Raw genomic sequence first — 12,738 nt, forward strand, 5'->3', positions numbered from 1 at the left:
GTTAACCTGAGCGGCGATCCAGTCGAAAGTCACATTCTAATCCGGCCTGATTTGTGCTTGCATCCGGCCGCATCATCCTGAAAGGGGACCAAAAAAGTGAAGCATTTCCGTCACATCGGGCTCGCGCTGGCCGCGACCTTCGTCGTCAGCCAGGCCGGGGCCCAGGAGCTGACCGGCACGCTGAAGAACATCAAGGACACCGGTGCCATCACGCTGGGCTTCCGCGACTCCTCCATCCCGTTCTCCTATCTGGACGACAACCAGAAGCCGATCGGGTTCGCGATGGACATCTGCTACAAGATCGTCGACGCCGTGAAGAAGGAACTCAAGCTCGACAAGCTCGAGGTCAAGCTCAATCCGGTGACCTCGGCGACCCGCATCCCGCTGATGGCCAACGGCACCATCGACCTCGAATGCGGCTCGACCACCAACAATGCCGACCGCCAGAAGCAGGTCGCCTTCACCAACACCCACTTCCTGACCGCCAGCCGCTACGTGTTCAAGAAGTCGAGCGGCCTGAAGTCGATCGATGATCTCAAGGGCAAGACCGTGGTCTCGACTGCCGGCACCACCAACATCAAGCAGCTCACCGAGGCCAATGTTGCGAAAGGCCTCGGCGCCAACATCATCCCGGCCAAGGATCACGCCGAATCCTTCCTGATGGTCGAGACCGATCGCGCGGTCGCCTTCGTGATGGACGATATCCTGCTCGCGAGCCTGGTTGCCGGCTCGAAGTCGCCCGACGACTACGTCATCTCCAAGGACGCCTTCTCCAAGCCCGAGCCCTACGGCATCATGCTGCGCAAGGACGACGCGCCGTTCAAGAAGGTGGTCGATGCGGCGACCGCTGCGCTCTACACCTCGGGCGAAGGCCAGAAGATCTACGAGAAGTGGTTCACGGCCAAGATCCCGCCGAAGGGGCTCAACCTCAACACTCCGATCTCGGCCGAGCTGAAGAACGAGTTCGCCAAGCCGACGGACTCGCCGAACCCGGACGACTACAAGTAAGCTGAGTTGTTCGCCTCTCCCCGCTTGCGGGGAGAGGAAGCAAATTCCGGCCATTCTGGAGGGAGTGGCCGGACATTTGCATAGACGTTTACGACATCTGTGATTGGCGCGTTCGCGCGAGGGACACGTGAACTACCACTGGAACTGGGGAATTTTCTTCGAGCCGAACCCGATGGGGACCGGCACCTATCTCGACATGCTGTTGTCGGGCCTGGTGCTGACCCTGAAGACGGCGGTGCTCGCCTGGATCATCGCGCTGGTGTTCGGCTCGCTCGTCGGCGTCATGCGCACGCTGCCGTCCAAGGCGGCCTACCGGTTCGGCTTCTGCTGGGTCGAGTTCTTCCGCAACATGCCGCTGCTGGTGCAGCTCTTCCTGTGGTTCTTCGTGCTGCCGGAACTGCTGCCGAAATCCGCCGGCCTGTGGCTGAAGCAACTGCCGAATGCGCCGTTCTGGACGGCCGCGATCGGCATCGGCTTCTTCATGTCGGCGCGCGTCGCGGTGCAATTGCAGGCGGGCATCGGTTCGTTGCCGCGCGGGCAGAAGATGGCGGCGACCGCGCTCGGGCTCACCACCGTGCAGGGCTATCGCTACGTGCTGCTGCCGATGGCGTTCCGCATCATCCTGCCGCCGCTGACTTCCGAGTTCCTCAACACCATCAAGAACACGGCGGTGGCCATCACCATCGGCCTGATCGAGCTGACCGGACAGGCGCGCTCGATGCAGGAATTCTCGTTCCAGGTGTTCGAGGCCTTCACCGCCGCGACCATCCTTTATCTCCTCGTCAACGCCGTCGTCGTGACCGCGATGCGCTTCCTCGAGCGCTATGTCGCGATCCCCGGCTACATCACGGGGAAATAGCGCAATGTTCGGTAATCTCGATTTCGACGTCATCCGCCGCGCGCTGCCCTACCTGTTCTACGAGGGCATGACGTTCACGGTGACCCTGACGGCGCTGGCGGGCCTCGGCGGCCTGATCTTCGGCACCGCGATCGCGTTGATGCGACTGTCGGGCTTCAAGGTGCTCGGCCGCATCGCCGGCGTCTATGTCGACTTCATGCGCTCGCTGCCGTTGGTGCTGGTCATCTTCTGGTTCTACTTCCTGGTGCCCTATATCGGGCAGTGGGTGACCGGCGCGTCGCGGCCGATCAGCGTCGGCGCGTTCGCCTCCTCGCTCATCACCTTCATCATGTTCGAGGCGGCGTACTTCTCCGAGATCATGCGCGCCGGCATCCAGTCGATCTCGCGCGGCCAGCCCGCCGCCGCCAACGCGCTCGGCCTGACCTACGCCCAGACCATGCGCTACGTCGTGCTGCCGCAGGCGTTCCGCAACATGCTGCCGGTGCTGCTGACGCAGACCATCGTGCTGTTCCAGGACACCTCGCTGGTCTACGTGCTCTCGATCCCGGACTTTCTGGGCGCGGCGAGCAAGGTCGCGCAGCGCGACGGCCGCCTGGTCGAGATGTACCTGTTCGCCGCCGTCGTCTACTTCACCATTTCCTGTGTCGCGTCCTTCGGCGTGCGTCGCCTCCAGGCGCGCATCGCCATCATTCGATAGAGCGTGTCGGTCATGATCGAAATCAGCCACGTCAACAAATGGTACACCCCGACCTTCCAGGTGCTGACCGACTGCACCACCAGCGTCACCAAGGGCGAGGTCGTCGTGGTCTGCGGTCCCTCGGGTTCGGGCAAGTCGACGCTGATCAAATGCGTCAACGCGCTCGAGCCGTTCCAGGAGGGCGACATCAGCGTCGACGGCACCAAGGTCAACGATCCCAGGACCGACCTGCCGAAGCTTCGCTCGCGCGTCGGCATGGTGTTTCAGCACTTCGAGCTGTTCCCGCATCTCAAGATCATCGAGAACCTCTGCCTTGCCCAGCAGAAGGTGCTGGGACGGCCGTACGACAAGGCGGTGGCGAAAGGCATGCAGCTCCTGGAGCGCGTCGGCCTGAAGGAGCAGGCGCAGAAATTCCCGGCGCAGCTCTCCGGCGGCCAGCAGCAGCGCGTTGCGATCGCGCGCGCGCTCGCGATGGATCCGATCGTCATGCTGTTCGACGAGCCGACCTCGGCGCTCGATCCTGAAATGGTCAGCGAGGTGCTCGACGTCATGGTCGATCTCGCCCGCGAGGGCATGACCATGATGGTCGTCACGCACGAGATGGGCTTTGCCCGCAAGGTCGCCAACCGCGTGATCTTCATGGATCGCGGCGAGATCGTCGAGGACGCGGCGAAGGAGGATTTCTTCGGCAAGCCGCGCAGCGACCGCGCGCAGAAGTTCTTGTCGAAGATTCTGTCGCATTAACCGGCGCCGTCATTCCGGGGCGATGCGAAGCATCGAACCCGGAATCTCGAGATTCCGGGCTCATTCGCTTTGCGAATGCCCCGGAATGACGGATCGAGGGTTTATCGGGCTCGCTAAATCTCCTATACCCGTGGCCAAATCCCCTTTTCCCGCCAGGAGACCTGCCTTGGACTCGATCGCCTACGTCAACGGCTCATTCGTCCCGCTCTCGGACGCCAAAATCTCGGTTCTCGACCGCGGCTTCCTGTTCGCCGACGGCATCTACGAGGTCTCGGCCGTGCTGGACGGCAAGCTGGTCGACAACGCCTCGCATCTGGCGCGGCTGGAGCGTTCCGTCGGCGAGATCAGCTTGAGGCTGCCGGAGACGGTCGAGCGCATCACCGAGCTGCAGAAGGAACTGATCGCGCGCAACAAGCTCGGGAGCGGCCTCGTCTATCTCCAGGTTACGCGCGGCGCCGACAAGGGCCGCGACTTCCCGTTCCCCAAGGCTGATGTCAGGTCGAGCCTGGTGATGTTCACCTCGGAAAAGGACATCATCAATGCCGCCTCGGCCAAGACCGGCATCAACGTGATCACCGTGCCCGACATCCGCTGGGAGCGGCGTGACATCAAGAGCGTGGCGCTGCTGGCGCAGGTGCTGGCGAAGCAGGCCGCGGCGGAGGCCGGTGCAGGCGAAGCCTGGATGCTGCAGGATGGATACGTCACCGAGGGCGGTTCATCGTCGGCGTTCATCCTGACGAAGGACGATGTCATCGTCACGCGCAAGAACTCCAACGCGATTCTGCCGGGCTGTACGCGCAAGGCCGTGATCGCGCTCGCGGAAGAACGTCAGCTCCGCGTCGAGGAGCGGTCCTTCACGGTCGCCGAGGCGCTCGCCGCCAAGGAAGCCTTCATCACCTCGGCCTCGTCGTTCGTGCAGCCGGTGGTCGCGATTGATGGCAAGACAATCGGCGACGGCAAGCCCGGCCCGATGGCGACGCGTCTGCGCGAGATCTACGTGGAATTCGCCAGGGCGACGGCGGTTTAGGACGTACCTCAGGTGTCATCGCCCGCGAAGGCGGGCGATCCAGTACTCCGTGACGCCCGTGAATGAATCGAGAGGCTGCGGCGTACTGGATGCCCCGCCTTCGCGGGGCATGACAGTTGAGCGTGTGGTAGCGGCGTTGCGTCCAGCACGCCGCCACTGACACCACCCCTCACGCCACCGACGCCTTCACCTTCACCGGATGGACCGCGCGGAACGAGATCGCGATCCTGTTCCACGCGTTGATGGTGCCGATCAGCATGGTGAGGTTGACCGTCTCCTGCTCCGAGAACTGCGCGCGGACCTGCTCGTAGACGTCGTCAGGGGCGTGCGTCTCGGAGATCAGCGTCACCGCTTCGGTCCAGGCCAAGGCGGCGCGCTCGCGATCGGTGTAGAGCGGAGATTCGCGCCAGGCATTGAGAAGATAGAGCCGCTGCTCGGTCTCGCCGCGCTTGCGGGCGTCCTCGGTGTGCATGTTGATGCAGAAGGCGCAACCGTTGATCTGCGACGCCCGTGTCTTGACCAGTTCGATCAGGGATTGCTCCAGGCCGCTGGCCTTGATCTGATCGTCCACCGCGATCAGGGCTTTGAGCGTGTCGGGCGCGGCCTGATAGTAGTTCATGCGGGGCTTCATGGTCGTTCTCCTTTTGCTGGGGTGACGTCAGTGGGCTCCACCGGCCGAGGTCTGGCCGGGCTTCTTCAGGAAGAGGACGGCGATCAGGGCCACGATCAGCGCCATGCCGAGCAGGTAGAAGGTGTCGCTGAAGGCCAGGATATAGGCCTGCTTCTGCACGATATGGCCGATTGCGACATAGGCACGATGCGACGCATCCGCACGATCGAGGATGCCGTGATTGACGAAATATTGAGTGAGCTGTTCCAGCCGCGTGCGGGTGGCCTGCTCGAACATCGAGACCGACTGCATCAGAACGTTGGAGTGATACTGCTCGCGCTTGGTCAGCACGGTCTGGAGCAGCGCAATGCCGATGGCGCCGCCGAGGTTGCGCATCATGTTGAATAGGCCTGATGCGGAGCCGGCATTCTCCGGCTCGATTCCGGCCGTGGCGACGGCCGAGAGCGGCGCGAACACGAACGCCTGTCCGACGGCGCGAACGACGTTGGGCCAGAACAGCTGATCGGTGGCGTAGTCGTTCGTCATATAGATGTTCATGAAATTGGAGGCTGCGAACAGCGCAAAGCCGATGCTGATGATGATCCGGGCGTCGAAGCGTTGCATCAGCCGCGGCACCAGAGGGATCAGCAACAGCTGCGGCAAGCCGGTCCAAGCCAGAACCATGCCGATCTGTTCGGCATTGTAGCCCTGGATACGCGACAGATAGACCGGCATGATGAACACAGAACCGTACAGCGCGATACCGAGAAGGAAGTTGGCGAGGATGCCGAAGCCGAAATTGCGGCGAACCAGCAGACGCAGGTTCAACAGCGGTTTCTTCGCAGTCAGCTCGATCACGAGGAAAGCGGTCAACGCAATGACGGCGATAATGGACAGTTTGACGATGAAGGGCGAGCCGAACCAGTCGTCCTTGTTGCCTTCTTCCAGCACGGTCTGCAGCGCGGAGAGGCCGATCGCCATGGTGACGATACCCGGCCAGTCGCCCTCGCGCAGCAGCGACAGCTTCATCGGCTTCGCCTCCAGCGAGAACCACAGCATCGCGATCATCAGCGTGCCGGGAACCAGGTTGACGTAGAAGATGTACTCCCAGCCCCAATTCTCGGTGAGATAGCCGCCGATGGTCGGGCCGATCGCGGGTGCGAATGTCGCAGAGATCGCAAACAGCGCAAGTCCGATCGGCTGTTTCGCCTTCGGCAACAGCGTGATGATCAGTGTGAACGCCATCGGGATCAGCACGCCGCCGCTAAAGCCCTGCACGGCGCGAAGGACGATCATTTGCGGCAGGTCCTGCGCCAGCGCGCAGGCCGCCGAGAACACCAGAAATAAGATCGCGTTGGTGAGGAGGTAGATGCGGATCGAGAACACCTGGGCGAGCCAGCCCGACAGCGGGATCACCACGATCTCCGCGATCAGATAGGAGGTCGAGATCCAGCCGCCGTCGTCGATGCCGGCACCGATCGCGCCCTGGATGTCGGCGAGCGAAGCGTTGACGATCTGGATGTTCAGCACCGCCATGAAGGCGCCGAGCGTCGCGCCGATCACCGCGATCCAGGTCTTGGCCGACACGGCCGGAATCGTGGGAGCTGCGGCCGGCGCGGGGAAGTTGGCGGCGGAGGCGGCGTTGACGGTCGGTTGGAGCGTGCTCATGGAAGCCTCGTCTCGGTTACGGAGACAGGATGCGCTGGGCGGATGGTTTCGATAATCGCGGAAGTCCTGGAAGGATCGTCCGGCGGGACTTGATAATCCCGCCGGTTTTGCAGCCTCACCCGCCGTTCGGATGGACCGTGTTGTCAGCGAGGCGCTTTGCCGTCTCGCGCTCAGCCAGCACTGCGGCCTTGGTGTCGACGGTCGGCACCGCCGACATGCCGGGCCGCAGCAGGCCGGTGAGGCTGTGATCGTCGAGCACGATCTTCACCGGGACGCGCTGCACGATCTTGGTGAAATTGCCGGTGGCGTTATCGGGCGGCAGCAGCGCGAATTCGAGCCCGCTGGCCGGCGACAGGCTGTCGACATGACCGCGCAGGGTCTGGCTGCGGAAGCTGTCGACGCGCAGCTCGACCGGCTGGCCGGCGCGGACATGGGTGAGTTGCGTCTCCTTGAAGTTCGCGACCACATAGACCGCATCGAGCGGCACCACCGCCATCAACTGCGTGCCGGCCTGCACGTACTGGCCGACGCGCAAGCTACGGGCGCCGACCGTGCCGTCTACCGGTGCGGTGATCTCGGTATAGGACAGGTTCAACGCCGCCTGCTGCGCGACCGCGCGGGCGCGTTCGAGCTGGGCCGTGGCCTGGGCGCGCTGGGTGGTGAGCACGTCGACCTTGCGCTGTGCGGCCTGAAGGCCTGATTTGGCGTGCTGCAATTGCGCGTTGCTGGCGCGCAGCGCGGCATCGGTCTGCTGTGCGCGCTGGATCGTGCCGGAGCCCGACTTCATCAGGTCGTCGTAGCGGGCGCGCTCCTCCTGGGCGAATTTCAGATTGGCGTCCGCAGCCGTGACATCGGCCGTGCTCTGCTCGATGATCGGCTGTTGCAGTTCGAGCTGGGCATCGAGGTTGCGCACGGAAGCCTCCGCGGCGGCGACATCGGCGCGGGCCTGATCGAGCGCCGCCTTGAAGTCGCGGTCGTCGATCCTGGCCAGCACCTGGCCGGCTTTGACCTTTTCGTTGTCGCCGACCAGGACCTTCGCGATGTAGCCGGAAACCTTCGGCGCGACGATCGTGGAGTCCGCCTTGACATAGGCGTCGTCGGTCGTCTCGAGATAGCGGCCGTTGATCCAGTAGTCGTGTCCGTAATAGACGGCCGCTGTCGTGCCCGCGAGGAGCGCGAGTATCAGGGCCGTGCGCCGGAGCTTGTCACGGATCGGCACAAGCAGCGGCGCCTTGGAATAATCTTGAGTGATTTCAGTTGCTTGCTGGAAGTTTTCGGTGCGGGGCATCTCGGACATGACGGTCTCCTATCGGCTGGCAGGGACTATCGGTCTTTCCAGTTCGAGCGATAATCGGCGAAATGCTGAAAGGATTATCCACTCGGGGTGGATAGTCCGGGGTTCGCCCTGGTGTGTGGTCTACCGAACCAGACGTGCGACTGCCCCAGAGCGATTGCCGCGCCTGTCGAGCGATTGCTGCTAACCCATGCGCCATGTCACACGCGGGATGATCTGGTAGATAATCAGGGCGAAAACCTTGAGATTATCGACCAAGAGCGGATAATCAGGCGGCATGGACCGATTGACCAGCCTCGAAGTCTTCAGCCGGGTGGTCGAGACCGGCGGCTTCTCCGCAGCAGCCCGCAAGCTCAACATGTCGACCACCATGGTGAGCAATCACGTCCAGGCGCTGGAAGACCGGCTCGGCGTGAGGCTGCTTCAGCGCACCACGCGCAGGGTCAACCTCACCGAGATCGGCAAGGCCTATTACGACCGCTGCGTCCAGATCCTCGCCGATATCGAACAGGCCGACGATATCGCGAGCGAATTGCAGTCGGTGCCCCGCGGAACGTTGCGCGTCCACGTCGCCACGCACATGGTGCCGTTCGTCGCGCCCGTTGTGGCGAAACTCCTGTCGACGTATCCGGAGCTCAAGATCGATCTGCGCATGGGCGAGGCCGATGTCGATCTCATCGAGGAAGGCTACGACGTTGCCCTGCGCATGACGCCGCCGCCGGATTCGAGCCTGATCGTGCGGAGCCTCGCCACCTGGCGTCACGTGCTGTGCTGTTCCCACGAATATATCGAGAAGCACGGCCGGGTGCAGAAGCTCGACGAGCTCACTGCGCATAATTGCGGCCGTCACCTGAACTATCCGTTTGGCGATGAATGGCGCTTCCTCGATCGCAAGGGCACGCCGGCATCGGTACGGATATCCGGCAGCTTCGTCACCAACAGCGGAGAAGCGCTACGGAAGGTCGCGCTGGGGGGCGCTGCCGTCTGCCTGATGGCGGGGTTTCTCATTCAGGACGACCTCGAAGCCGGTCACCTCGTGCGCCTGTTGCCGGAATATCGGACGGTCGAGCTGTCCATGAACGCTGTCTATCCACATCGCCATCATCTGTCGGCGAAGGTGAGAACCTTCATCGACATGCTGGTGGCGCACAGCGCCGAGCAGCAGAAGCTGATCAATCCTTATTCATGACCGGTGCGGCGGCGGCAGCCGCCCGAACACGCCGTCAAGCGCGATGCCGATCGCGAGCAAGCGACGATCGCTGCCTGCCGGGCCGTCGAGCTCAAGGCCAATCGGCAATTTGCTCGTCGCGCCGAGCGCGATTGGAATCTGGACACCGGGATTGCCGGCATTGCTGCCGGGATCGGTGTTTCACGTCAACCGTGGGCGCGCATTTCTGCCGGCGATGCGGCGATCACATCGGCGAGACGCCGTTCGACCTCCGGCTTCACCTTCGCGACCGCGATGTCCTTGACCGGGCCGTAGCCACGGATCTCCATCGGAGCCTTGGCGATCGCAATGAAATCGGGCAGGCGCGCCGCGTCGAGTTCGTGCAGCATCCGTTCGATCACGCCCTCATACCAGGAGATCAGCTCCCGCTCGGTGCGCCGCTCGGCGGTGTAACCGAACGGATCGAGCGGCGTCCCGCGCAACCCCTTCAACCGCGCGAGCAGGGCAAGTGGCGTCTGGATCCACTGGCCGAAGGCGCGCTTGCGCGGACGGCCACGGGCGTCGCGTTCGGATGGCAGGAACGGCGGCGCAAGGTGATACTGGACGCTAAAACCGTCCTCGAACTCGCGCTTCAGTTCGTCGAGGAAGCCGGTCTGCATGTGCAGGCGCGCCACCTCGTACTCGTCCTTGTAGGCCATCAGCTTGAACAGCGCGCGTGCGACGGCCTCGGTCATCGCCTCGCTGCTCAGCGCAGCTTCGGCGTTGCGAACCTTATCGACGATCGTCCGGTAGCGTGCCGCATAAGCTGCGTTCTGATAGGCGGTGAGGAAATCGGCGCGGCGGGCGATGAGCTGGTCGAGCGTCTCGGTTTTGGGCGTATCGTCCGCCATCGGCAGAGAGTCCGGATCGGCGGCGGCGATCCGGCCCCAGGCAAAGGCCTGCTTGTTGCGCTCGACCGCGATGCCGTTGAGCTCGATCGCGCGCAACAGCGCTTGCAGCGAGACGGGGATCAGTCCGCGCTGCCAGGCAAAGCCCAGCATGATGATGTTGGCATAGACGGCATCGCCCAGCAGCCGTTCGGCCAGCGCGTTGGCGTTGATGGTGTCGAGATTGTCGTTGCCGACGACCTGCCGGATCGCGCGCAGGCGGGCGGGCGAGGCGAGATCGGCATCGCGGAAGCGAACGACGTCGCCGGTCGGCATCTCCGCCGTGTTGACAGCGGCGCGCGTACCGCGGCGATAGGTGCCGGACGCCTTCGGCGCGGAGCTGACGACGAGGTCGCAGCCGATCAGCGCATCGGCCGCGCCCTGGTCGATGCGGACCTGATGCAACGCTTCGGGCGAGGCGGCGAGGCGGATAAAGCTCAGCACCGGGCCAAACTTCTGCGCAAAGCCGGTGAAGTCGAGGACCGAGACGCCGCTTCGCTCCAGATGCGCGGCCATGCCGATCAGCGCGCCGACGGTGATCACGCCGGTGCCGCCGACGCCTGTTACCAGCAGGTCGTAGGGACGGTCGAGCGTGACGGGAGCGGGCAGGGGAAGCGTCGCCGCGCGGCCGACCGCATCGATCTCGCTCGCGCTCTTCTTCCGGCGCGTCGCGCCTTCGACAGTCACGAAACTGGGACAGAAGCCGTTGAGGCAGGAAAAATCCTTGTTGCAGGTCGACAGGTTGATTTGCCGCTTGCGGCCGAACGGCGTCTCCTTCGGCTCGACGCTGAGGCAGTTGGATTCGACCGAGCAGTCGCCGCAGCCCTCGCAGACGAGGTCGTTGATATAGGCAAAACGCTTGGGGTCGGCCATCTGCCCGCGCTTGCGGCGGCGCCGCTTCTCGGTGGCGCAAGTCTGCTGGTAGATCAGGACGGAGACGCCGGAGACCTCGCGCAGCTCGCGCTGCACGGGGTCCATTTCCTCGCGCGGATGGATGGTGACGCCGATAGGCAGGTCCGCCGGCGAAAACTGCGCGGGATCGTCCGACACCAGCGCGATGCGCGCCACACCTTCAGCACGGACGCTATGCGCGATGGCATGGACACTGATGGGGCCGTCGACCGGCTGGCCGCCGGTCATGGCGACGGCGTCGTTGAACAGGATCTTGTAGGTGATGTTGGCCTTGGCGGCGATCGCCTGCCGGATCGCCATCGAGCCGGAGTGATAGTAGGTGCCTTCGCCGAGATTCTGGAAGATGTGCCTGTTGCCGGTGAATCTCGACGACGCTGCCCAGTTCACGCCCTCGCCGCCCATCTGGATCAGCGACGACGTCTCGCGGTCCATCCAGCTCGCCATGAAGTGGCAGCCGATGCCGGCCAGCGCCTTCGAGCCCTCAGGCACCTTTGTCGACGTGTTGTGTGGGCAGCCCGAGCAGAAATAAGGCGTACGTGTCGCACCGCTGACGTTGATCGTGCGGGCGGCTTCCGGCATCAAGGCGGCCGCGCGTGCGGCGAGATTGAGGCCCGGAAACATCGGATCGAGCCGGCGGGCGAGCACGCCAGCCAGCGCACGCGGCGACAATTCGCCGATCCAGGAGATCAGCCGCGCCCCTCGCTCGTCATGCTTGCCGACCATGCGCTCGGGCTTGGTGCCGGGATAGTCGTAGAAATACTCCTTGAACTGGCTCTCGATGATGCCGCGCTTTTCCTCGACAACGAGGATCTCGCGCTTGCCCTTCACGAAGTCCATCGCGTCATGTAGCGCCAGCGGCCAGACCATGCCGACCTTGTAGACGTCGATGCCGATGCTGCGGCAGGCCGCCTCATCGAGGCCCATCAGCCGCAGCGCTTCCATCAGGTCGAGATGCGCCTTGCCTGTGGTGACGATGCCGTAGGTGGCGTTCGGAATGTCGTAGATGTGGCGGTCGATCGGATTGGCCTTTGCAAAGGCATAGACCGCGTGCTTCTTCGCCTCCAGCCGCTCCTCGATCTGCGGTCCCGGCAGGTCCGGCCAGCGATAATGCAGGCCGCCCGGCGGCGGCGTGAAGTCGGGCGTGCGGAAGGCGCGCGGCGGGCGCAGCGCGACGGATGCGCCTGACTCCACGATCTCCGAGATCGCCTTGAAGCCGACCCACATGCCGGAGAAGCGGCTCAGCGCGTAGCCATATTCGCCGAACGCCAGATATTCGCCGACATCGGCTGGATGCAACGTCGGCATGAACCAGCTCATGAAGGCGACGTCGGACTGGTGCGGCATCGAGGAGGAGACGCAGCCATGGTCGTCGCCGGCGACCACCAGCACGCCGCCATGCGGCGAGGAGCCATAGGCATTGCCGTGCTTGAGCGCATCGCCGGAGCGGTCGACGCCGGGGCCCTTGCCGTACCAGAGCCCGAACACGCCATCGACCTCGCGCTCCGCTTGAGTCTCGACCTGTTGCGAGCCGAGCACGGCGGTTGCCGCGAGGTCCTCGTTCACGGCCGGGAGGAATTCGATGCGGTCCCGCTTGAGACGCTCCTGGATGCGCCACAGCTCGAGATCGATGCCGCCGAGCGGCGAGCCGCGATAGCCGGAGATGAAGCCGGCGGTGTTGAGACCGCGCATACGGTCGCGCTTTGCCTGGTCGAGCGCGATGCGGACGATGGCCTGCGTACCCGTGAGGAAGACGCGGCCGTCCTCGCGGTCGTAGCGGTCGGAGAGCTCGTAAGCGTCGAGTGACGGAATGGCGTCCATGGTGGAC

At 64.0% G+C, this 12,738-nt stretch carries 10 protein-coding genes and 1 pseudogene; 6 read left to right on the top strand and 5 right to left on the bottom strand.

What is annotated here, in order from left to right; genetic code table 11:
- Positions 1–96: 96 nt before the first annotated feature.
- From ACVWW6_RS12750 to ACVWW6_RS12770, 5 genes are all read left to right on the top strand, one after another.
- Positions 97–1,008, top strand: a complete 912-nt coding sequence (locus ACVWW6_RS12750; protein WP_011090327.1) for an amino acid ABC transporter substrate-binding protein — start codon at positions 97–99, stop codon at positions 1,006–1,008.
- Between the two features lie 127 nt (positions 1,009–1,135).
- Positions 1,136–1,867 carry an amino acid ABC transporter permease gene (locus ACVWW6_RS12755; protein ID WP_011090326.1) on the top strand — a complete coding sequence of 244 codons (732 nt, stop codon included), beginning with the start codon at positions 1,136–1,138 and terminating at the stop codon, positions 1,865–1,867.
- Positions 1,868–1,871: 4 nt separating this feature from the next.
- Positions 1,872–2,564, top strand: a complete 693-nt coding sequence (locus ACVWW6_RS12760; protein WP_011090325.1) for an amino acid ABC transporter permease — start codon at positions 1,872–1,874, stop codon at positions 2,562–2,564.
- A gap of 12 nt (positions 2,565–2,576) precedes the next feature.
- Positions 2,577–3,308 carry an amino acid ABC transporter ATP-binding protein gene (locus ACVWW6_RS12765; RefSeq protein WP_011090324.1) on the top strand — a complete coding sequence of 244 codons (732 nt, stop codon included), beginning with the start codon at positions 2,577–2,579 and terminating at the stop codon, positions 3,306–3,308.
- A 166-nt stretch (positions 3,309–3,474) separates the two neighbouring features.
- Positions 3,475–4,335: a D-amino-acid transaminase gene (locus ACVWW6_RS12770; protein ID WP_456680811.1), complete on the top strand. Its 861-nt coding sequence runs from the start codon at positions 3,475–3,477 to the stop codon at positions 4,333–4,335.
- A gap of 169 nt (positions 4,336–4,504) precedes the next feature.
- On the opposite strand, the gene ACVWW6_RS12775 is transcribed toward ACVWW6_RS12770, so the two are convergent.
- The 3 genes from ACVWW6_RS12775 to ACVWW6_RS12785 form a co-directional block, all read right to left on the bottom strand.
- Positions 4,505–4,966, bottom strand: a complete 462-nt coding sequence (locus ACVWW6_RS12775) for a carboxymuconolactone decarboxylase family protein (protein WP_028173905.1) — start codon at positions 4,964–4,966, stop codon at positions 4,505–4,507.
- A gap of 27 nt (positions 4,967–4,993) precedes the next feature.
- Complete coding sequence (locus tag ACVWW6_RS12780; protein ID WP_456680812.1) at positions 4,994–6,613, bottom strand: MDR family MFS transporter; 1,620 nt, start codon at positions 6,611–6,613, stop codon at positions 4,994–4,996.
- A gap of 115 nt (positions 6,614–6,728) precedes the next feature.
- Entirely contained in the window at positions 6,729–7,910 is a 1,182-nt protein-coding gene (locus ACVWW6_RS12785; RefSeq protein WP_456680813.1) for an HlyD family secretion protein, read from the bottom strand.
- 274 nt (positions 7,911–8,184) lie between these two features.
- Here ACVWW6_RS12785 and ACVWW6_RS12790 point away from each other — a divergent pair, with 274 nt between their 5' ends.
- A complete protein-coding gene (locus ACVWW6_RS12790; protein WP_456680814.1) occupies positions 8,185–9,096 on the top strand; it encodes a LysR family transcriptional regulator in 912 nt (303 codons plus the stop codon).
- On the opposite strand, the pseudogene ACVWW6_RS12795 reads toward ACVWW6_RS12790, so the two are convergent.
- Positions 9,091–9,276: pseudogene (locus tag ACVWW6_RS12795) on the bottom strand (indoleacetamide hydrolase); the annotation flags it as partial. The gene ACVWW6_RS12790 and the pseudogene ACVWW6_RS12795 overlap by 6 nt on opposite strands.
- 5 nt (positions 9,277–9,281) lie before the next feature.
- Complete coding sequence (locus ACVWW6_RS12800; protein WP_456680815.1) at positions 9,282–12,731, bottom strand: indolepyruvate ferredoxin oxidoreductase family protein; 3,450 nt, start codon at positions 12,729–12,731, stop codon at positions 9,282–9,284.
- Between the last annotated feature and the right edge of the window lie 7 nt (positions 12,732–12,738).

The organism is Bradyrhizobium sp. USDA 3311 (assembly GCF_054062495.1).